Consider the following 19,328-nt stretch of genomic DNA (forward strand, 5'->3'; position numbering starts at 1 on the left):
TTAAAGGATCGGCTGCTAATCCAGCAGCATCAACTGTGTGTGTTGCGTAAGCGTGAGTAGATCGATGGCTGTATTCATCGAGGGGCGCCCCAGCGTATCGGGGCGCCCCCTATCTTCCGAGCGGAGACGCTCATGAGGCACGAACCCGATATCGGGTCGGCAAGCCTAGACCCGCGCCAGGACGCCGACCGCGGCCCCGGCCCGGCCCGGCTCCTCGCCGAGCTCGAACGCCGCTGCATGAACCTGAAGACGTCATCGGGCGGCGAAAGGATCGACACGCTGCTGACGCGGATCGACGAGTTCGCCGTCCTGGCATCGGACCTGATCGACGGCCTTCCCGCTCCCGCCACGATCGAAACGGCGATGCGCCGTGCCTTCGACGTCGCCCATGCCCGGCTGGAGGCGGCGTTCGCCGCCGCCGAGCAGGTGCTGCTTCCCCTGTCGCAGATGATGCTGACCGGCAAAGGCTTCGACAGCGCGGTGAGCGCGGCAGTCGAGCTGATGGCGATGCTCACCCCGATCCGCCACGATGCGCTGCGCCTCCATGACGGCCTGTCGCGCGAGTTGCGCGCGCTGCTCTATCCGGGCGTGTGCGATGCGATCGAGGTGCGGCTGGTGGACGCCGGCTTTGCCGATCCGATCCGCGCCGCCCGCCGCCTGCGCGAATGGCGCGAGGGCGGGCCAGCCACGCTGAAGCGCACGGCCGAACGGCGCGCGCTGGAGTCCGTGCTGCCGGGGCTGATCGATGCTCTCGAACGCTTCGAGGACCCCGACGGGACCCTTGCCGCGCTTGACGAGATCGTCTGCCGATTGCCGGCCGACGTCGACCTGTTCGGGCCGTTCGAGGCGCGGCCTTCGCTGATGGCTTCGCTGCTGGGGCTGCTCGGGCATGCGCCGAGCGTGTCGCGCCACCTGATCGCCCAGCCAGAGCTGATCCGCAGGCTGATCGACAGCAGCGCCTATGCGCCGCTGCCGCCACCCGGCGATCTCGATGCCGAGTTCAAATTGCTGCTGGGCGGCGGCGACCGCGCGGCGGGCCAGCTTCGCGTCGCCCAGGCGATCGACGCCTATCGTTTCGGGCTGGGCCTGCAGCTTGTCGAGGCGACCGCCGATGCGCTCGACATCGCCGTCTCCGGCTGCGACCTGGCCGAGGCCGGGCTGCGCGCGATGGCCGACGACGTGCTGGCGCGGATGAAGGAGAATCATGGCGAGGTGCCGGGTGCCGAACTCGTCATCCTGGCGCTGGGGCGGTTCGGCGGTCGCGCGCTCACCTGCCAGTCGGACCTCGACATCATCTATCTGTTCACCGGCGATTACCGGGCGCAGAGTGACGGCCGCAAGCCGCTGGATGCCAACGAATATTTCAGCCGGGTCGCGCAGCAGATCACCACCGCCCTGTCGACGGTGACGACGATGGGCCCGCTCTACGAGGTCGACACAAGGCTTCGCCCCTGGGGCGCCAAGGGAATGCTCGCCTGTTCGGCCGAGACGTTCGACCGTTATCACCAGGAGAATGCCTGGACCTGGGAGCATATGGCGCTGACCCGCGCGCGGCCGGTCTATGGATCGGAGGCTGCCCGCAAGGTGGTCAAAACGATCGTCGGACGGCGGCTGCGCCAGCAGCGCGACCCGTCTGCGCTGCTCGGCGACGCGGTGAAGATGCGCAGCGACATCGCAAGGCACAAGCCGGCGCGGGGGACGTTCGACGTCAAGCTGGTCAAGGGCGGGCTGGTCGATCTCGAGTTCGCGGTCCACGTCAACCAGCTCGGCCGGCATGTCGGCATCCATCCGCAACTGCGCAGCGCGATCCGCGCCCAAGCCAGCGCCGGGCTGATCGATCCGATGGTGATCGAGGCGCATGAGACGCTGAGCCGGATGCTGATCGTGCTCCGCCTGCTTTCGCCGCACAGCCAGGACCCCGCGCCCGAGCAGCGCGCCGTGATCGCCCAGGCCTGCGGCTTCGAGCAGTGGGACGCCTTGCAGGCCGCCTATGGCCAGGCCCGGATCGTGGTGCAGGAAAGCTGGGCTGCAGTCATCGCCGGACACAGTTTGCAGGAGAGTTGATCTTCAGAGCTTCCGCGAGGGCGGGAATCCATGGACGACGGCACGCTTGGACAATAAGCGTTCCAACCCTATGGGTTCCCGCTTTCGTGGGACAGAGGAGGACAGCGATGCTCAAGGAAGGCGATAAGGCCCCCGACGTGAAGCTGGAACTGCCTGACGGCAGCAGCACCAGCATCGCCGAACAGGCGGGAAAGATCGTCGTCCTCTATTTCTATCCGAAGGACGACACGCCCGGCTGCACCACCGAAGCCCAGAGCTTCACCGCGCTGGCCGACGAGTTCGCCGCGGCCGGCACCACGATCATCGGCGTGTCGAAGGACAATGCGGCCCGCCACAGGAAGTTCATCGACAAATATGGGCTGAAGGTCGCGCTAGCCTCGGACAATGATGGCGGCGTGTGCGAAGCCTATGGCACCTGGATCGAGAAAAGCCTCTATGGCCGCCAATATATGGGCATCGACCGAGCGACCTTCCTGATCGGCAAGGACGGCCGGATCGCGAAGATATGGCGCAAAGTGAAGGTCAAGGGCCATGCCGAGGCGGTGCTGGCGGCGGCGAAGGCGCTATAGAGTCCGATCAAAGCGGGTGGCGGGGTGGCCCCTGAAACAAGTTCAGGGTGACGTCCAAGCTATTGGTAACACGCGCCAAATGCGGCATGGCGGCGGACTATCTCGGCAGATGATCCTCGAAGGCCGCCACCACATCAGCATATAGCTTGCGCTTGAACGGTACGATCAGGTCGACCAGCTCGCGCGCCTCGACCCATTTCCAGGCCAGGAACTCGGGCTCGGCCGTCTCCAGATTCACGTCGGCGTCGGTGCCCAGGAAGCGGGCGACGAACCAGTGCTGGGACTGACCGCGATATTTGCCGCCCCAGACCTTGCCCATCAATTCGGGCGGCAGATCGTAGAGCAGTTCCTCGGGCGCCTTGGCGATGATCTCCACGAGGTGCGGCGGAATGCCGGTCTCCTCCTCCAGCTCGCGCAGCGCGCCGGCCTGCGGGTCCTCGCCCGGGTCTAGCCCGCCCTGCGGCATCTGCCAGGCGTCGATCGCATTGTCGATGCGCTGCGCCACGAACACCTTGTCCTCGGCATTGAGCAGCATGATCGCCGCCGCCGGGCGATAGGGAAGCGTCTTCTTCACGGCCGATATTCCTCGATCATCACCTTGAAGGCGGCGAGACAGCCGCGCAGATCCTCCTCCGAGGAGGGAATGGCACGGCGCAGCGTCAGCCAACCGTGGATATTGCCCTTCGCCTCGCGATAGACGACCGGCACGCCCGCCTCGATGCAGGCCATCGCGTAGGCACGCCCCTGGTCGAGCAGCGGATCGAGCGTCGCGGTCACCACCAGCGCGGGCGGCATGCCGCGCTGGTCGCCCAGCCGGGGCGAGGCACGCCAATGCTGGAAATCGGGGCCATAATGCTCGTTGAACCAGCGCAGCGTATCGAGGCTGAGCATATAGCCCTCGCCCAGCCGCTCGGTCGACGGATAGCGCTTGCGCAGGTCGACCGCCGGATAGAGCGGCCAGATCGCGATCACCGGAAGCGCCGCCGGGTGGTTGCGCAGGGCCATCGCGGTGACGATCGTCAGCGTGCCGCCCGCGCTGTCGCCGGCGATGGCGAGCGAATCGAATCGCCGGCCGAACAACACCCCCTGCTCCGCCACCCAGCGCGCCGCTTCCTCGCAATCATCGGGCGCCGCCGGCCAGCGATGCTCGGGCGCGAGCCGATAGTCGATCGACAGCAGCGGCAGATCGAGCCCGATCGCGATCTGCGCCGCCGCCGCGTCATAGATGTCGAGATCGCCGATCACGAAGCCGCCGCCATGGAAGAAGACCACCAGCGGCCCATCATCGCGCTGCGAACGCGCATCGTAGAAGCGCGCGGGAATGGTGCGGCCATCGTGCAAGGTGATGACCAGATCCTCCCGCGTCGCGATCGGCGGGCTTTCGACATCGGCGAACTGGCGCAGCCGCTGGGACATGGTGCGGGCAGTGGGGGGATCCACCTCATGCGTCCTGGGGCCGTCCCGCCCGTTGAGATCGTCGAGGAAGGCGCGGACGTCGGGGCGGACAAATTCCTGGTTCATGGCTTTCCATCGGCAAAAGCGGCTAGCGTGGCAAGATGCTGCATGTGGTCCACCATCCCCATTATGTCTCCCCCGCCAGCGTGGGGAGCCGCTTCAGCTTCGACAAATATGGGCTGGTGATGGCCGCGCTGTCGGAAAGCGGCGTCCGCCATGTGCTGCACCAGCCCGAGCCGATGCCGCGCCACTGGATAGAGGCGGTCCACGATCCCGACTATGTCGCCGAGGTCGCGGCCTCGGCGGTGCCGCCCGCCAAGGCGCGGCGGATCGGCTTCCCCATCACCGAGCGGGTGACGCGCCGCGCCTTCCTGGCCCCCGGCGGCACCTGGCTGGCGGCGAAGCTGGCGCTCGCCCATGGCTATGCCGCCAACAGCGCGGGCGGCAGCCACCATGCGCTGGCCGATACCGGCGCGGGCTATTGCGTGTTCAACGACCTGGCGATCGCGGCGAACCGGCTGCTCGCCGAAGGCGACGCGCGCCGGATCATGATCGTCGACCTCGACGTCCACCAGGGCGACGGCACCGCCGCGCTCACCGCCGGGCGCCCGGACATCTTCACCTTCTCGATCCACGCCGAAAGCAATTTCCCGGTGCGCAAGGCCCGATCCAGTTTCGACCTGGGGCTGGCCGACGGCGCCGATGACGCGGCCTATCTCACCGCCATGGCCGATCATCTGCCGCGGGCGATCGACGGCTTCGCGCCCGATCTGATCCTCTACCAGGCCGGCGTCGACCCGCACCGCGACGATCGGCTCGGCCGCCTCGCCCTCACCGACGAGGGGCTGCGGGACCGGGATCGCTTCGTGATGCACGCGGCACGGACGCGCGGCATCCCCCTCGCCAGTGCGCTGGGCGGCGGCTATGGCGACGACCGGATGGAGATCGCGCGACGGCACGTCCGGTCAGTGCTGGCGCTGCACGAGGCCTTTCAACAATTCGTCGCCCCGGCGGAGGCCGGGGCCGCAGGAGACTGACCATGCCCGGCCGTCACGAGGAGAATGGCGGCCCCGGCCTCCGCCGGGGCGACGACATGCGCGAGGACATCTCCGCCGCCTGCCGGGCGGTCCTCGACGAGCCCGAGCCGATCGCCAAGGTGAAGGCGGCGCGCCGGGCCGCGCGCGACTGGCGGGCGGGGCGGCTGGCGCACGGCTTCGCGGCGCCGATGCCCGACCGGCCGGCGCGCACCGGCCGCCCTCCCCTGCTGCCCCCGTCGCGCATGCCCAAGCGCGGGAAGGCGGGATCGGAGCGGGCGCGGATCGCGATGCTGCATGCGCTCGCGCATATCGAATATGTCGCGATCGACCTCGCCTTCGATCTGGCCGGTCGCTTCGGCGCGCATTTTCCGCCACGCTTCGTCGACGAATGGATTCAGGTCGGCGCCGAGGAGGCGATGCACTTCGCGCTGCTCGAACGGCGGCTGAATGCATATGGCGCACGCTATGGCGACCTGCCCGCGCATGACGGCTTGTGGGAGGCGGCGGAGGAGACGGCGGCCGATCCGCTGGCCCGGCTGGCGATCGTCCCGATGGTGCTGGAGGCACGGGGGCTGGATGTAACCCCTTCATTGATAAGCCGTTTCGAAGCAGCGGGTGACATGCGCTCGGGCCGCATCCTGCGCCGCATCGCCGAGGACGAGGTGGGCCATGTCGCGGCGGGCGTGGACTGGTTTCGATTCTCCTGTGCGGAAAGGCGAATCGATTGCGTGCAGACATGGCAATCGCTGGTCCGCCGTCACTTCCGGGGTATCGTTAAGCCTCCGTTCAACGACTCAGCGCGCGATAGGGCCGGTTTAACGAAAGACATGATGGCCGGGGTTGCCGCCCTCAGTGATCTTCCTCACACCCCTCTCTGTCGCGTGAGGGGGGGCAATTCCTGACGTCGGCGAAACAGGGTCTGGCCGGAAATCCCCGGTTGGTATCGGTTCCGGTCGCGGGGGAATTATGCGCCTTCTGGATGTTGTTGTTTCGGCCCTCTTCCGCACGCTCTCGATTTCTTCGATCCGCACCAAGGCGTTCGCCGCAGCGCTGCTGCTGACGGCGTCGGGCGCCCCTGCCCTGGCACAGGACGGCAATCTCTCTCCAAACGCCCAGGCAGCCGCACAGTTCCAGGCGATCTTCCAATCGTGGAAGAAGCTTGACGCGGTCCAGATCGGCAATAGCGGCGGCGCGATCTCCATCCCGTCGATCCAGCCGATCGCCAAATTCACCTTCACCAGCGCCTATGGCGTCCGCTCCGACCCGTTCCAGGGTTCGGCCGCGATGCATGCCGGCATCGATCTCGCCTCGCCCACCGGCACGCCGATCTATGCGACCGCCGATGGCGTGGTCGATCGCGCCGAATGGTTCGGCGGCTATGGCAACATGGTCGAGATCGAGCATGGCAAGGGCATCGCCACCCGCTACGGCCACATGTCGAAGATCGTCGCCCGCGACGGCCAGCGCGTGAAGCGCGGCGACCTGATCGGCTATGTGGGCTCGACCGGCCGCTCGACCGGCAGCCATCTTCATTACGAGGTCCGGATCGACGGCCGCGCCGTCAATCCCGTGCCCTTCCTGCAATCGGCCAACTATGTGATGGCCGCCAATGAGCAGGCCCAGGACGTCGCGCTCGGCGGCCCGGAAGACTAATCTTCACCAGATAGACGAAATAAAAGGGGAGGATGGGCCGCCGACGATTGTCGGCGGCCTTTTCTGTTCCTATTTTCAGGCCATGGATATCGACCTGACCCCCTCCGCCGCTGCCCGCGTCGCGAAGATCGCGGAAAAGACCGGCAAGCCGGCGATCCTCCGGCTGGCGATCGACGGCGGCGGCTGCGCCGGTTTCCAGTATAAATTCGAACTGGCCGACGCACCCGCCGAAGACGACATCATCGCGAGCCGCGACGGCGTCACCCTGGTGATCGACCCGATCAGCATCGATCTCGTCCGTGGCGGCTCGGTCGACTATGTCGAATCGCTCGGCGGCGCCGCCTTCCGCGTGACGAATCCCCAGGCGGCTTCGGGCTGCGGCTGCGGCACGAGCTTCTCGGTCTAGGAAGATCGGTCGTTCCGGCGAAGGCGGGACCTTTGCCGTAAAGGGCGGCCCGCGCTCACCACGCGTCATCCTCGCGGATGCGGGGGTCCATAATCCCCTGCACCAAGAGGTTCGAGCTTCAGAGGATATGGATTCCCGCCTGCGCGGGAATGACGGCTTTGAAGTGACGGATTATCCGGAGGTCCCGCGAAGCCGGGAACCCTTCGCCTTTGCGTCGCTGAAGAAAAATGAGATCCCGGCTTTCGCCGGGATGACGTTGGCCTTGCGCCACGCTATCCCCGCTCCCCATGAAGATCGCGACCTTCAACATCAACGGGATCAAGGCCCGTCTACCCCGCCTGATCGAATGGCTTGAACAGAAGGCGCCCGACGTCGCCTGCCTGCAGGAGATCAAGACCAGCGATGAGACCTTCCCGATCGCCGAGATCGAGGCGGCCGGCTATGGCGCGATCTGGCACGGGCAAAAGGGCTTCAACGGCGTGGCGATCCTCGCCAAGGGCGCCCAGCCGATCGAGCGGCGCAAGGGCCTGCCCGACGACCCCGATCCCACCCACAGCCGCTATATCGAGGCGGAGGTGGGCGGCGTGATCGTCGGATCGATCTATCTGCCCAACGGGAATCCGGTGCTGGGCCCCAAGTTCGACTATAAGCTGGCGTGGTTCGACAGGTTGATCGGCCATGCCGCCGATCTCTGGGCGAGCGAGCTGCCGGTGGTGCTGGCGGGGGATTACAACGTCATCCCCACCCCCTCGACCGACGACGTCTTCTCCGAACGGGCGATGGCCAGCGACGCGCTGACCCAGCCCGAGAGCCGCTCGGCCTTCCGCCGGTTGTGCAACGCCGGCTGGACCGATGCGGTGCGCACCGTCCATCCGCACGGGCCGGTCTACACCTTCTGGGACTATCAGGCAGGCGCCTGGCAGCGTGACGCCGGCTTCCGGATCGACCATCTCATGCTGAGCCCCGCCGCCGCCGACCGGCTTGCCGGCGCCGGGGTCGACAAGGACACGCGCGGGCTGGAGAAGGCCAGCGACCATGCCCCGACCTGGATCACGCTGAGGCCATAGCGCAACCCTCTGGCCCGCCCTTCCGTATCCATCGCATTGATCGATTTGGGAACGGGCGAATGGCTACCCAGGTTTCGCGCGGCCGCCCGCTGACCGCCGAGCGCAGGTTCTTCGCAGGCATGACGGTGGCGATGATCGCCTCGCAATTCCTGCGGATCGCGGTGTGGGACAATCCCGCCTGGCTGGCGTTCGCGCGGGCCGTGGGGCTGGTCGCCTGACCCCGATCTACCCGGCCCGATCCCGGCTTCAGGCGCCGCGATTCTTCGCGACGCTCTCGCTCATCCGGGCAAGTTGCTCGGGGGTCGCGGGGGGCTGCTTCGCCTTCCACTCGGAATAGGGCATGCCATAGACCGCCTCGCGGACGGTTTCCTTGTCATGTTCACCGGCGGCCGCCTCGCCCAGCCAGTCGGACAGGCAGTTGCGGCAGAAGCCGGCCAGCCCCATCAGATCGACATTCTGGGCGTCCTCCCGGTGCTGAAGATGGCGGACCAGCCGGCGGAACGCCGCCGCCGCATGCTTGTCGTCGATATCGTCGATCGTCATTGCATCTCTCCCTTATCGGTCGCGCCACGCCAGCAGCGACAGGCCGAACGCCACGAACAGCGCGCCGCTAGCCCTGCCGAACCGGCGCTGCCATTCGGCGCTGCGCAGGTAGCGGGCGAGCGTACGCCCGCCAGTCGCATAGGTCATGTACCATCCGGTCTCGATCACCACGAAGGTCGCCAGCAGGATGGCGAATTGCGGCGCCTTGGGCAGGGCCGGGCTGACGAACTGGGGGAAGAAGGCCGCGGCGAAGATCAGCGCCTTTGGGTTGCTGATACTGATCAGGAAGCCCTGGCGGAACAGCTCCGTGCCGGAACGGGCCCGGGGATCGAGGCCGTCGGCATCGATATCGAACGGCGCGCTGTCATCGCGCCAGGCCTTGATGCCGACCCAGATCAGATAGACCGCACCGATGACCTTGATCGCGGTGAGCAGCTGCGGCAGCGCCGAGAGCAGCGCGCTCATTCCCATCGCCGACAGGCCGAACAGACTGAGCAGCGCGATCATGCACCCCGCCATGGTGAAGGCCGCGCGGCGAAAGCCGTGGCGCATGCTCTGGGTCATCACGTGCAGCATGTTCGGCCCCGGCATCGCCGAGATCAGGAAGGTCGCACAGACGAAAATCCACCAGTTCTGGAGCGTCATTGTCCCACCGTCACCCCGGCGGAGGCCAGGATCCAGATACGCGGCATTGCGGTTCGTGCGTAGCGGCAATGGATGCCGAATCAAGTTCGGCATGCCGCGCCCGCGTCAGAGACGCTTCGAATAGATCCGGTAGGTCTTGTTGACCTTGCCGTTCACCGCTTCGGCGATCGAGGACATGCCCTGATTGTCTTCCAGGATCCAGCCGATCTCGCCACGGGTGGCGCCATAATGGGCGACCGAATCGCGGCGGATATATTCGATCATCATGAAGGCCAGCTGGCTCGCCAGCCTGGTCGCCTGAAGCTTCTTGACCACCCCCATCAGCGGCACGCGCATCGTCCGCACCTGCGGCTTGCGCAGCCGCCAGAGCAGCTTGGCCCAGTTGAACGGGAACAGCCGCCCATCGAGATCGGCCATCAGCTCGTTGAGATCGGGCAGGGTCATCATGAAGGCGACCGGCTCGCCCTCGACCTCGGCCACCCGGATCAGGTCCTCGAACACGATCGGCTTCAGCTTCTTGCCGGTATGGGCGATCTCGGACGCGGTGATCGGCACGAAGCCCCAATTGTCCGACCAGGCATCGTTGAGGATCGACAGGATCAGCGCGGCTTCCTCATCGAACCGGCTCTTGTCGACCTTGCGGATTCGGATGCGGGGATTGCGCTCGCCCGATGAGACGATGCGCTGGATCAGCGGCGGAAATTGCTGGGTGATATCGAGATCATAGGTCAGCAGATCCTTGATCCCGCCATAGCCCAGCGCTTCGATCCATGCCTGATAGGCCGGATTATGGTGGCCCATCATCACCGTGGGAGGATGATCGTGGCCCTCGACAAGCAGCCCCGGCTCTTCCCAGATCGAGCAGCTCACAGGCGCCATCACGCTGGTCATGCCACTGGCGCGCAGCCAGTCCTCGGCCCGGGCGATCAGCGCGGTCGCCACCTCCTGATCCACGGCTTCGAGCAGGCCCCAATTGCCGATACCGGGTCCGCCGCCCTGCTCGACCGGCATCGCCAGCCAGAGCTTGTCGATATGCGCGGAGATGCGGCCGACCAGCCTGCCGTCCCGCTCCGCAAGGAACAGCTGCTGGTCGGCATGTTCATAAAAGGGATTCTTGCCCGGCGTGATCAGTTCGAGCGCCTCCGTGCGAAGCGGCGGTATCCAGTTCGGATCGCCCGCGTTCAGCGTGTAGGCAAGCTCGACGAAGCGCTTCCGGTCCGCCGCGCCGGCGACAGGGCGGATCGTGACCGGCATCAGTGCGGGATGCGCTGGCTCGGATGGCCCATGGCGACGCCGCCGGACAGGCGCGCGACCCAGGGATAAAGCTCGGCCACCTCGGGCGTATAGCCCAGGTTGAACACGGTCTCGCTCTTCCTGTCCTTCTCGATCCGCTCGTAATAGGTGCCGAACAGGCGATCCCAGAAATAATTGGTGATGCCGAAATTGCCCCGCTCATCATGGAAATGATGGGCCATGTGGCGCGCCTTCATCTCCATCACCCATTTGCGCTTCGGCTTGTAGGCGAGGTGCTGGATGCAGTGGAAGAACTCATAGACGCAGGTGGTGATGAGCCCGGTCGCAAAGGCCGCCAGCGCCGCGCCGGTGCCGCCGATCGCATAGCCGATCGGCGCCGTCGCCAGCGCGATGGTCGGCAGGGTGGTGTGGAGCGCGCCGAACAGGATTTCGAGCCGGTTCGGGTCCTGGTGATGATCATAGTGGATGCGCTTCCAGGTCGCCGCCAGGAAGGGCACCTTGAACATCCAGCGGCTGTGCAGCACCCAGCGGTGCAGGCAGTACCAGACCAGCGGATAGACGAAGACCGACACGCCGATCGCGGCGAGGGTCGGCAGCAAGGGCGCCGGATAGCGGAAGAACAGACCGATCGCGATCGCGGCGCACAGCAGATAGCCGATGATCGCCGGATATTGGAAATAGGCGACCCACAGCTCGCGCAGGGTCATGCGGTCGAGATGATGTTCCTTCGTCCAGAAGGCGGGCTTGATGGCGGTCAGCTTCACTCAGAACCTCGAAAATAGGTCGACGGCACCCTGCACATGGGAAGCCACATATGGCCATGCGCTCTGGATTGGCAATGCGGCGCTTTTGCGACCGTCCGGCGACGAAACTCTATTCCTCGGTCCGGATCAGGACGGTCTCGCCGATCAGCAGGAACAGCAGGAAAGGCGCCCAGGCGGCGAGCATCGGCGGATATGCCCCGAGATTGCCCATCGCCAGTGCGAAATTATCCGCGACGAAATAGGCGAAGCCGAGCGCCATCCCGATCACCGCGCGAATGAAGAGATGGCCCGAACGGGCCAGGCCGAAGGCGGCCACCGCGGCCAGCAACGGCATCAGCACCGCCGACAGCGGCCCCGAAAGCTTGTGCCACAGCCCCGCCCGCAGCGGCCCCGTGGGACGGCCGGCCGCGTCGAGATCGGCGATCGCCGTGCGCAACTGGAGCAGCGACCGGGCGGCCGGCTCAACGCTGGCGAGGGTGAAGCGATCGGGGGTGACGCCCTTGGCGAAATCGAAGGCGGGGATCTTGCCTGTGACGCCCTTCGAAACGTCGAAGATCGTGGCATCGGCGATCCGCCAGCCGCCGGCCGCCTGGACGGCCTGACGCCCCTCGACGATCGCGATCAGCCGGCCGCCGTCGCGATCATAGATGGTGACGGTATCGAGCGCCGCCTTGCTGCCCCGTCCGCGCGCGGTGACGGCGTGGATAAGGTCGTCTCCATCGCGCACCCAGACATTGCCGACGATCCCGCGATCCCTGGGAATCGGCCCGTAATCGGCATCCTGCCAGGCGCTGAGCGTCGCGGTGGCCCGCGCCACCACCCGCTCGTTGAAGACGAAGGAGACGATCGCGACGCCGAGGCTGGCGACCACCAGCGGCGCAAGTATCTGGTGGGCCGAGATTCCGGCCGCCTTCATCGAGATGATCTCGCTGTTCTGGTTGAGCGTGACGAAGGTGATGAGGGTCGCGAGCAGTGCCGCGAACGGCAGGAAGCGCGCGATGATCTGCGGCGTCCGCAGCGTGACGTAGAGCCAGAGCTGGGCATCGCCATTGCCGGGATGGGCGAGGATGTCGCCCGATTCGCCCAGCAGGTCGAGCGCCATCAGCACGATGACCAGCGCCGCCAGCACCGCCGCGAAGCGGACCAGGAACATCCGCGCCATATAGAAGGTGATCGTCCGCGAGGCGAAGAAGGAGACGTTCATGGAGTTGAGCTTCATGCGGCCTCCTTGCGGCCGAGGCGGACCCAGCGGCCGACCGCCTTGAACGCCTTGTCGGCACCGCGCTCGAGCGCGCCGATCGGCTGGCCGCCGGGAACATGGGCGATGGTGCGGTACATCCACCAGACCAGGCCGGCGAAGGCGAGGAACGGTATCCACAGCGCCAGCAGCGGATCGATCCGTCCCAGCGCCGCGACCGAAGCGGCATATTCGTTGATCTTGTGCTGGGTGACGATCATCACGATCGACAGGAACACGCCCAGGGCCGAGGAACTTCGCTTGGGCGGAACGGCGAGCGCCAGCGCCAGCATCGGCAGCAGGAACATCGTCGCCACCTCGACCAGCCGGAAATGGAATTCGGCCCGAAACTGCGCCTTCTGCTTGGCCGAGGTGCCATCCTTGTGGGCGATCACCACCAGTTCGGGCATCGTCATTTCAAGGTCCTTGCCGCCGCGCTGGCGGAAGGCCTCCATCTTGGGAAGGTCGATCGGCAGGTCATGCCCCTCGAACTGCAGGACGCGCGGCTCCCTGTAATTGGGGGCGTCGTGGACGAGTACGCCTTTCTGCAGACGCAGGATGATCGTGTCGGGATCGTCGGTGGCAAGGAACTGGCCATGTTCGGCGGTGACGGCGAGGCTCTTGCCGTCCTTCGATTCGGTCATGACGAAGATGCCCGAAAGCTCTCGCCCACCCTCGCGGCTGCTTTCGACACGAATCGTCATCCGCTTGCCGAGCTTGGTAAATTCGCCGACCTTGATCGATGCGCCGAGCGCGCCCGAGCGCAGCTCGAAGCGCAGCCCTTCATAGGCGTAGCGCGAATAGGGCTGGATGAAGCCGACGATCGCCAGGTTGAGCGCCGCCAGCGCGATCGCATAATAATAGGGCACGCGCAGCAGCCGGCCATAGCTCATCCCCACCGCGCGGAACACGTCCAGCTCCGACGACAGCGCCAGCCTGCGAAAGGCGAGCAGGCAGCCGAGCATCAGCCCGATCGGGATGCCGAGCGACATATATTCGGGAATCAGATTGGCGAGCATCCGCCAGACGACGCTGACCGGGCCGCCTTCCGACACGACGAAATCGAACAGCCGCAACATCTTGTCGAGCGTCAGCAGCATCGCCGCGATCACGAGGGTCGCGAGCAGCGGCGTGGCGATCAGACTGGCGACGTAGCGGTCGGTAAGCGTGTCAAATCTCAACTTTTCGACGCCCCGTGACCATGTTCTGGCCGCAATCGCAGCCCAACTTCCGACTCATGGGGGCAGTGTGCCGGCCATGCGTCCGCGCACGGCTATAGCTTCCAGGAGTTATGAGGTCATGTCGAAACTTGTGGCTGTCATGGTTGGAGCGATGATCGCGGCGGGGCTCCCCGGCGCGGCGGGCGCCGCTATGCTCGGCCCGGACGCCGCGGTCTGCGAAGGCAGCGGCCCTGCCATGCTGGTCCGTGTCGAGGGCTTCAAGAAGCGCTCCGGCGTTCTGCGCGTCCAATCCTATGGCGGAAATCCCAATCGCTATTTCGACAAGGGCGCCTGGCTGAAGCGGATCGACGTGCCCGTGCCCGTTAGCGGATCCGTGGATGTCTGCGTCCCGGTGCCGGCCAACGGCACCTATGCGATCTCGGTGCGGCACGATGTCGATGCTTCGGGCAAGACCGGCATGAACGACGGCGGCGGCATGTCCGGCAATCCGCGGATGTCGCTGTTCGACGTGATGTTCAAGCGCAAGCCCGATCCGCGCAAGGTACAGGTCACAGTCCATGGCGTGACCCGCGTGCCGGTGACGCTCAACTATGTCCAGGGCGGCTCGTTCGGCCCGATCGCGATGGCGTCCCGCTGATGGCCGCCGTCGCGCTCCTCTCCAATCCGCGCTCGACCGGCAATCTGTCGATGCTGCCGCGGATGCGGAGCTTCTGCGCGGCGCAGAGCGACATCTTCCATTATGAAGTCGAGTCGGTCGAGCAGATCGGCGAGGCGCTCCGCACCATCGCCCGGGTGAACCCCAAGGTGCTGGTGGTGAACGGCGGCGACGGCACCGTGCAGGCGGCGCTGACCGAACTCTATCTGGGCGATCATTTCGATGGAGCACCGCCCCCGGTTGCGGTGCTGCCGAACGGCAAGACCAACCTGATCGCACTCGATCTGGGCGCGGTCGGCGATCCGATCGCCGCGCTGGAGCGGGTGATGGAGATCGCACGCTCCGACATCGAGGAGCATGTCGTGGTGCGCGAGCTGATCGCGCTGTCCGACGGCGACGGCGGCGCACGTCCCGTGCTCGGCATGTTCCTGGGCGGCGCGGGCCTCGCCGACACGATCCTCTATTGCCGCAACAAGATCTATCCACTCGGCCTGCCCAACGGGATCAGCCATTTCCTGACCGCCATCGCGGTGCTGGCAACCCTGATCCTCGGCATCCGCTCGGCCTTCCTGCCTCCGGCGGCGACGCCCATGAAAGTGTCGATGATGCGCCATGGCCAGTTTCAGGGCCGCTTCTCGCTGCTGATCGTCACCACCCTGCACAAGCTGCTGCTCGGCAGCAGCACGGCGGGCTCGGCCGCGGCGGGACCGCTGCAGATGATGGTGGTCGAACAGCGTCCGCTGCCGCTGCTGCGGGCGCTGCTGGCGGGTGTCTTTGGCCGGGTGGGTCGCGACGAGATGAAGGGCGTCCATTTCGGTCGTGGCGACGAGATCAAGATCGAGGGCGAACGCTCCAGCGTGATCCTCGATGGCGAGATTTTCCAGGCCGATGCGGGCAAGCCGATCATCCTCAAGACGACCCCACCGGTTCCGTTTCTCCGCCTCGCGGCCTGAGGGCTTTCTTTCGTCATGCTGAAACAAGTTCAGCATGACGGAATATTTTTCTAATCGGAGCCTGATGACCCTCGAGCAACTCGTCGCGGCGGAACTCGCCGAACCGGTCGACCCGCGCGTGTCTGCGATGGCGGCGGCGGTCGGGGCGAAATATGGCACGGCATCGCGCGCGGTGCTGTTCTACGGCTCCTGCCTGCGCGAGGCCAATCTCGACGGGCTGATGCTCGATTTCTACCTGATCGTCTCGGACTATCGGGCCGCCTATGGCAAGGGCTGGCTGGCCTTCGCCAACCGGCTGATCCCCCCCAATGTCTTCCCGTTCGAACATCACGGACTGGTCGCCAAATATGCGGTGCTGAGCGAGGCTGACTTCGCCCGGCTCGCCTCCTCGCGCACCCGCAATGTCTCGGTGTGGGCCCGCTTCGCCCAGCCGGCGCGCCTGGCCTGGGCGGCCGACGCGGCGGCGCGGTCAAACGCGGTCGCGGCGGTGAGTCTCGCGGCACCTGCGCTGCTGTCGGCGGCGCGGCCGATGCTGGCCGAGAGCCAGCCGGTCGAGCGTTTGTGGGGCGAGGCCTTCGCCCTCACCTATGCCGCCGAACTGCGCGCCGAACGCAGGACCCGCGCCGGATCGGTGGTCGATGCCGACCCCGAACGCTATCGCCGCTTCACCGCGCCCGTGCTCGCAGCCGCCGGGCTGGACGCGGCGATCGAGAACGACACCGTCCGCTTCCTCCGGCCGGCCGATCGCGGCGCGGGGCAGCGCGCCTGGGCCCGCCGCCGCCGCGAAGGCAAGGCGCTGACCCTCGCCCGGCTTGCCAAGGCGACCACCACCTATGCCGGCGGCATCGATTACCTTGCCTGGAAGATCAACCGCCACGCCGGCGCCGCGATCGAGATCAGGCCGTGGCAGCGCCGCTGGCCGATATTGGGGGCGATCAGCCTGCTGCCCCGGCTGCTGATGAAGGGGGCTGTGCGTTAAGAGCTAGGCATATCGAGGCGCTGCCAGCTTATGAAACTGGGTTTTGCCTGATCTGACGCATAGGCGACCAGCACGGACAGCATCTCGTCGAACGAGAAAAGACGTTCCGAAGACTTATCCCCCACGCCCACGCGCAGCGCCTGAAAATGTTGCATATGACCACCATCCCGCTTCTCGATGAAGAAGCGACCATCTTTAGCCATCGTCTGAATATATCGCTCGGGCGCGGAATGAAGGATTATGAAATCCCCCTCTCCCGCATCAAGCAAAGCCTGGTGGAGCCCACCTGGGGTGACCGGCCCTGCAACCTCCTCTCCGCCGACGCTGAGTTTTAACGTCGGCGAAATACGGACCGCAGCAACCGTGGAGAGTACCGATGAAGACTTCTCCGCCGTCACATCCTGCAAGAACCTGACGAGCGGCTCTCCCTGACGGCGATCCTTGTGAGCCATCCAAAAAATCAACGGAAATGACAACGACGCGACGATAAGCAGGGGCCAAAAACCGTCGCTGTTCGATGCTATTTTGAACATAATCCAAATCGTCGGCAGCAATATGAGTGCAGCCATCACTACACCGTTCAGGTCAGCCCCTGCGCGGCCACGAATGGTGCACCCCTTCTCGCTTTTGGAGACCCAACCAAAAAGCATCGGACCATGGTTGTCGAAGGCACTCAGCCAGAGACAAATGAGCGGTCCGGCAATCCAGCCCCTTGCTCCGTTTTTCGGATCGAACCACCGCTTGGTTCGGGATTGGATAGCAACCTTCGTTTCGGTCGGCGATTTCGAAGTGGCAATATGAAAGCTGAATCCGAAGGGCTGGAATGCCACGCTACGCCGCCTTTGACGTCGGCGCCGGCCCATGGCGGTCCATCGTCTGGGCGATGGCATTGCCCAGCGCCGCGATGGTGAAGGGCTTGCGCAGCACTTCATAGCCCGCGAAATCGTCGCTCTGGCCGGCTTCGCCGACATAGCCGGTGACGAACAGCACGGCGATGTGCGGGTGTTCGCGCGCCAGGGCGGCCACGAGTTCGGGGCCCGTCATGCCCGGCATCATCACGTCGGTGAGCACCAGATCGAAGTCCGCGCCCTCGGCCAGCATCGCCAGCGCATCCTCGCCCGAACCGCAGGCGCGGACGATATGGCCGAGTTCGGCAAGGCCGGCGCGGGTCGAGGCCTGGACGCGGGGATCGTCCTCCACCAGCAGTATCGAGAGCGGGCCGCCACGGGCCTTGGCGGCCTTGGACGGTTCGACGGCGCCCAGTTCCGACAGGCCGCCATGGTAACGCGGCAGGTAGAGCGAGATGGTGGTACCCTTGCCGACCTCGGATTCGACACGCACGTCGCCGCGCGACTGGCGGACGAAACCGAAAATCTGGCTGAGCCCGAGCCCGGTGCCCTTGCCGACCGGCTTGGTGGTGAAGAAGGGTTCGAAGGCCCGCGCCAGCACGGCCTTAGACATGCCGCAGCCCGTGTCCGTGACGCTGATCCGGACATAGTCCCCGGCGGCGAGATCGCCCGGGGCGCCCGCGGCGATCGTCTCGTCGGCCACCTGTATGTCGAGCCGGCCCGCACCATCCATCGCGTCGCGGGCGTTGACCGCAAGGTTAAGAATCGCGTTCTCCAGCTGATGCGCGTCGGTCCAGATCGGCCACTGCGCGCGGGTGACATCGACATGGACTGCGATCCGCTCCCCGAGCGTGCGATCGAGCAGCAGGTCCATGCCCGTCACCAGCTTGGCGGGCTGGATCGCGGCCGGCAACAGGGGTTCGGCGCGCGCGAAGGACAGCAGGCGCCGGGTCAGCGCGGCGGCGCGATCGGCACCCTCCATCGCCCCGTCGAGATGAACCCCGGCCTCGGCCGGACGCTGCGCGATCTTGCGCCGGGCAAGGTCCAGCCCGCCGACGACGACCGCCAGCATATTATTGAAGTCGTGCGCGATGCCGCCGGTGAGCTGGCCGACCGCCTCCATCTTCTGGGCTTGGGCAAGCTGCGCCTCGGCGCGGACGCGGGTCTCGCTCTCCTCGCGGAGCCGTTCATTGGCTTCCTGCAGTTCGCGCGTGCGCTCGCTGACCGCAGCCTCCAGCTGCGCCGCCCGATCGGCCTCGGCCTCGGCAAGGTCCGAAGCGCGGGCGCGTTGGGCGGCCGCCGCAGCCGCCAGCCAGCCGAGCAGGATGGCGACACCCATCAGCCCGATGCCGAGCACCGACAGCAGGGTAGCGAAGCCATTGGCCCGCTCGGCCGAGAAGAAGGTCGCCTCCGAACGCTGGCCCAGCCGCTCGCGCTCGCTTGCCGCAATCGCCTCCAGCGTATTGGAGATGGCGGGCACATTGGCCGATTCGCCGGCCTTGTTGAACATGCCGATCGCGTACCAGCCCTTGCCGACATTGGCGAAGGAGGCCGCCGCCGCCAGCTCCTTCTCGCGCTCGGCGGCCAGGCCTTCCAGCCGGTCGACCCGCGCCATCTGGTCCGGCTGCCCCTCGACCAGCCTGTCGAGCTGGCGCAGCTGGCTCTTCGCGCGGCGCCACTCGTCATAATAGATCGTGCCGATCCGCCGATCGCTGCTGACGACATAGCGGCCAAGCGCTGCCTCCGCGCGCGCCAGCGAGGCGTCGAGCGACCGGGTCAGCACCATGATGTCGTAGCTATGCTGCTCACGCAGCAACGCCTCGTCGCGCGCGGTGTTAGCGCGCGCGACCATCGCGACCACGGCGATCAGCAGGCCAAGAGCGGTGAACGCCAGCAGGGCGGTCGCAATCGCCCGCCACGCGGCCGGAGACAGTTCCCGCTTCAAGGCCTCGGGAGAGAATGTCGCCATGAGCACTTTGTATCGCACCCGCAGCGACGGGCAAAGCTGCTAATGTAAC

At 66.2% G+C, this 19,328-nt stretch carries 21 protein-coding genes; 11 read left to right on the forward strand and 10 right to left on the reverse strand.

The genetic code is table 11. From position 1 onward, the window contains the following. The first annotated feature begins 132 nt into the window (after positions 1 to 132). Entirely contained in the window at positions 133 to 2,064 is a 1,932-nt protein-coding gene (locus CMV14_RS21325; RefSeq protein ID WP_066965837.1) for a [protein-PII] uridylyltransferase family protein, read from the forward strand. A 107-nt stretch (positions 2,065 to 2,171) separates the two neighbouring features. Further along, positions 2,172 to 2,633 (forward strand): peroxiredoxin, encoded by a 462-nt coding sequence (locus tag CMV14_RS21330; RefSeq protein WP_066965840.1) that lies wholly within the window; start codon positions 2,172 to 2,174, stop codon positions 2,631 to 2,633. 97 nt (positions 2,634 to 2,730) lie between these two features. Here the strand turns inward: CMV14_RS21330 and CMV14_RS21335 are convergent, their stop codons facing one another. Beyond that, complete coding sequence (locus CMV14_RS21335; RefSeq protein ID WP_066966056.1) at positions 2,731 to 3,168, reverse strand: RNA pyrophosphohydrolase; 438 nt, start codon at positions 3,166 to 3,168, stop codon at positions 2,731 to 2,733. Positions 3,169 to 3,203: 35 nt separating this feature from the next. Continuing rightward, a complete protein-coding gene (locus CMV14_RS21340) occupies positions 3,204 to 4,154 on the reverse strand; it encodes an alpha/beta hydrolase (RefSeq protein WP_066965843.1) in 951 nt (316 codons plus the stop codon). Between the two features lie 35 nt (positions 4,155 to 4,189). On the opposite strand from CMV14_RS21340, the gene CMV14_RS21345 reads away from it, so the two are divergent. The 6 genes from CMV14_RS21345 to CMV14_RS26900 all read left to right on the forward strand — a co-directional run bounded on the left by CMV14_RS21345 (position 4,190) and on the right by CMV14_RS26900 (position 8,469). Further along, positions 4,190 to 5,125 carry a histone deacetylase family protein gene (locus CMV14_RS21345; RefSeq protein ID WP_066965846.1) on the forward strand — a complete coding sequence of 312 codons (936 nt, stop codon included), beginning with the start codon at positions 4,190 to 4,192 and terminating at the stop codon, positions 5,123 to 5,125. 56 nt (positions 5,126 to 5,181) lie between these two features. Continuing rightward, on the forward strand, positions 5,182 to 6,027 hold the full coding sequence (locus CMV14_RS21350; protein ID WP_066966059.1) for a ferritin-like domain-containing protein: 846 nt from the start codon (positions 5,182 to 5,184) through the stop codon (positions 6,025 to 6,027). 64 nt (positions 6,028 to 6,091) lie between these two features. Beyond that, complete coding sequence (locus tag CMV14_RS21355; RefSeq protein WP_066965849.1) at positions 6,092 to 6,778, forward strand: M23 family metallopeptidase; 687 nt, start codon at positions 6,092 to 6,094, stop codon at positions 6,776 to 6,778. A gap of 82 nt (positions 6,779 to 6,860) precedes the next feature. Continuing rightward, positions 6,861 to 7,184 (forward strand): iron-sulfur cluster insertion protein ErpA, encoded by a 324-nt coding sequence (gene erpA, locus CMV14_RS21360; RefSeq protein ID WP_066965852.1) that lies wholly within the window; start codon positions 6,861 to 6,863, stop codon positions 7,182 to 7,184. 287 nt (positions 7,185 to 7,471) lie between these two features. Continuing rightward, entirely contained in the window at positions 7,472 to 8,251 is a 780-nt protein-coding gene (gene xth / locus CMV14_RS21365; protein ID WP_066965854.1) for an exodeoxyribonuclease III, read from the forward strand. A 59-nt stretch (positions 8,252 to 8,310) separates the two neighbouring features. Beyond that, the gene (locus CMV14_RS26900; protein WP_176488947.1) at positions 8,311 to 8,469 is read left to right on the forward strand and encodes a hypothetical protein; all 159 of its coding nucleotides are present in this window, start codon (positions 8,311 to 8,313) and stop codon (positions 8,467 to 8,469) included. Between the two features lie 28 nt (positions 8,470 to 8,497). Here CMV14_RS26900 and CMV14_RS21370 read toward each other — a convergent pair whose 3' ends face one another. From CMV14_RS21370 to lptF, 6 genes are all read right to left on the reverse strand, one after another. Next, positions 8,498 to 8,794, reverse strand: a complete 297-nt coding sequence (locus tag CMV14_RS21370; protein ID WP_066965856.1) for a DUF1244 domain-containing protein — start codon at positions 8,792 to 8,794, stop codon at positions 8,498 to 8,500. A gap of 12 nt (positions 8,795 to 8,806) precedes the next feature. Further along, positions 8,807 to 9,439 (reverse strand): LysE family translocator, encoded by a 633-nt coding sequence (locus tag CMV14_RS21375; protein ID WP_066965858.1) that lies wholly within the window; start codon positions 9,437 to 9,439, stop codon positions 8,807 to 8,809. 105 nt (positions 9,440 to 9,544) lie between these two features. After that, complete coding sequence (locus CMV14_RS21380) at positions 9,545 to 10,693, reverse strand: hypothetical protein (RefSeq protein WP_066965860.1); 1,149 nt, start codon at positions 10,691 to 10,693, stop codon at positions 9,545 to 9,547. Further along, positions 10,693 to 11,400, reverse strand: coding sequence for a sterol desaturase family protein (locus CMV14_RS21385; protein ID WP_083215965.1), 708 nt, complete (start codon positions 11,398 to 11,400; stop codon positions 10,693 to 10,695). Before CMV14_RS21385 ends, CMV14_RS21380 begins: the two co-directional genes overlap by 1 nt. 166 nt (positions 11,401 to 11,566) lie before the next feature. Further along, positions 11,567 to 12,661, reverse strand: coding sequence for an LPS export ABC transporter permease LptG (gene lptG, locus CMV14_RS21390; protein ID WP_066966062.1), 1,095 nt, complete (start codon positions 12,659 to 12,661; stop codon positions 11,567 to 11,569). Between the two features lie 11 nt (positions 12,662 to 12,672). Continuing rightward, a complete protein-coding gene (gene lptF / locus CMV14_RS21395; RefSeq protein WP_066965865.1) occupies positions 12,673 to 13,875 on the reverse strand; it encodes an LPS export ABC transporter permease LptF in 1,203 nt (400 codons plus the stop codon). A 118-nt stretch (positions 13,876 to 13,993) separates the two neighbouring features. Between lptF and CMV14_RS21400 the strand changes: the two genes are divergently transcribed. The 3 genes from CMV14_RS21400 to CMV14_RS21410 all read left to right on the forward strand — a co-directional run bounded on the left by CMV14_RS21400 (position 13,994) and on the right by CMV14_RS21410 (position 16,462). After that, complete coding sequence (locus tag CMV14_RS21400; RefSeq protein ID WP_066965867.1) at positions 13,994 to 14,512, forward strand: DUF2141 domain-containing protein; 519 nt, start codon at positions 13,994 to 13,996, stop codon at positions 14,510 to 14,512. Next, positions 14,512 to 15,483, forward strand: coding sequence for a diacylglycerol kinase family protein (locus CMV14_RS21405; RefSeq protein WP_066965871.1), 972 nt, complete (start codon positions 14,512 to 14,514; stop codon positions 15,481 to 15,483). The genes CMV14_RS21400 and CMV14_RS21405 overlap by 1 nt, the downstream gene beginning before the upstream one ends. 64 nt (positions 15,484 to 15,547) lie before the next feature. Further along, the gene (locus tag CMV14_RS21410; protein WP_066965873.1) at positions 15,548 to 16,462 is read left to right on the forward strand and encodes a hypothetical protein; all 915 of its coding nucleotides are present in this window, start codon (positions 15,548 to 15,550) and stop codon (positions 16,460 to 16,462) included. Here the strand turns inward: CMV14_RS21410 and CMV14_RS21415 are convergent. Both CMV14_RS21415 and CMV14_RS21420 read right to left on the reverse strand, forming a co-directional pair. Continuing rightward, positions 16,459 to 17,292, reverse strand: a complete 834-nt coding sequence (locus CMV14_RS21415; protein WP_139114738.1) for a 6TM ABC transporter family protein — start codon at positions 17,290 to 17,292, stop codon at positions 16,459 to 16,461. The two genes, CMV14_RS21410 and CMV14_RS21415, sit on opposite strands and share 4 nt — an antisense overlap. Before the next feature lies 1 nt (position 17,293). Beyond that, the gene (locus CMV14_RS21420; RefSeq protein ID WP_066965879.1) at positions 17,294 to 19,279 is read right to left on the reverse strand and encodes an ATP-binding protein; all 1,986 of its coding nucleotides are present in this window, start codon (positions 19,277 to 19,279) and stop codon (positions 17,294 to 17,296) included. Positions 19,280 to 19,328: the final 49 nt, after the last annotated feature.

Source organism: Rhizorhabdus dicambivorans, assembly GCF_002355275.1.
GTDB classification, from domain to species: domain Bacteria; phylum Pseudomonadota; class Alphaproteobacteria; order Sphingomonadales; family Sphingomonadaceae; genus Rhizorhabdus; species Rhizorhabdus dicambivorans.

Excerpts from the sequence above, each read along its gene's own strand:
- CMV14_RS21325 (WP_066965837.1), top strand. The coding sequence starts at position 133 with ATGAGGCACGAACCCGATATCGGGTCGGCAAGCCTAGACCCGCGCCAG.
- CMV14_RS21330 (WP_066965840.1), top strand. The coding sequence starts at position 2,172 with ATGCTCAAGGAAGGCGATAAGGCCCCCGACGTGAAGCTGGAACTGCCT.
- CMV14_RS21335 (WP_066966056.1), bottom strand. The coding sequence starts at position 3,168 with ATGCTGCTCAATGCCGAGGACAAGGTGTTCGTGGCGCAGCGCATCGAC.
- CMV14_RS21340 (WP_066965843.1), bottom strand. The coding sequence starts at position 4,154 with ATGAACCAGGAATTTGTCCGCCCCGACGTCCGCGCCTTCCTCGACGAT.
- CMV14_RS21345 (WP_066965846.1), top strand. The coding sequence starts at position 4,190 with ATGCTGCATGTGGTCCACCATCCCCATTATGTCTCCCCCGCCAGCGTG.
- CMV14_RS21350 (WP_066966059.1), top strand. The coding sequence starts at position 5,182 with ATGCGCGAGGACATCTCCGCCGCCTGCCGGGCGGTCCTCGACGAGCCC.
- CMV14_RS21355 (WP_066965849.1), top strand. The coding sequence starts at position 6,092 with ATGCGCCTTCTGGATGTTGTTGTTTCGGCCCTCTTCCGCACGCTCTCG.
- erpA (WP_066965852.1), top strand. The coding sequence starts at position 6,861 with ATGGATATCGACCTGACCCCCTCCGCCGCTGCCCGCGTCGCGAAGATC.
- xth (WP_066965854.1), top strand. The coding sequence starts at position 7,472 with ATGAAGATCGCGACCTTCAACATCAACGGGATCAAGGCCCGTCTACCC.
- CMV14_RS26900 (WP_176488947.1), top strand. The coding sequence starts at position 8,311 with ATGGCTACCCAGGTTTCGCGCGGCCGCCCGCTGACCGCCGAGCGCAGG.
- CMV14_RS21370 (WP_066965856.1), bottom strand. The coding sequence starts at position 8,794 with ATGACGATCGACGATATCGACGACAAGCATGCGGCGGCGGCGTTCCGC.
- CMV14_RS21375 (WP_066965858.1), bottom strand. The coding sequence starts at position 9,439 with ATGACGCTCCAGAACTGGTGGATTTTCGTCTGTGCGACCTTCCTGATC.
- CMV14_RS21380 (WP_066965860.1), bottom strand. The coding sequence starts at position 10,693 with ATGCCGGTCACGATCCGCCCTGTCGCCGGCGCGGCGGACCGGAAGCGC.
- CMV14_RS21385 (WP_083215965.1), bottom strand. The coding sequence starts at position 11,400 with ATGACCCTGCGCGAGCTGTGGGTCGCCTATTTCCAATATCCGGCGATC.
- lptG (WP_066966062.1), bottom strand. The coding sequence starts at position 12,661 with ATGAACGTCTCCTTCTTCGCCTCGCGGACGATCACCTTCTATATGGCG.
- CMV14_RS21400 (WP_066965867.1), top strand. The coding sequence starts at position 13,994 with ATGTCGAAACTTGTGGCTGTCATGGTTGGAGCGATGATCGCGGCGGGG.
- CMV14_RS21405 (WP_066965871.1), top strand. The coding sequence starts at position 14,512 with ATGGCCGCCGTCGCGCTCCTCTCCAATCCGCGCTCGACCGGCAATCTG.
- CMV14_RS21410 (WP_066965873.1), top strand. The coding sequence starts at position 15,548 with ATGACCCTCGAGCAACTCGTCGCGGCGGAACTCGCCGAACCGGTCGAC.
- CMV14_RS21420 (WP_066965879.1), bottom strand. The coding sequence starts at position 19,279 with ATGGCGACATTCTCTCCCGAGGCCTTGAAGCGGGAACTGTCTCCGGCC.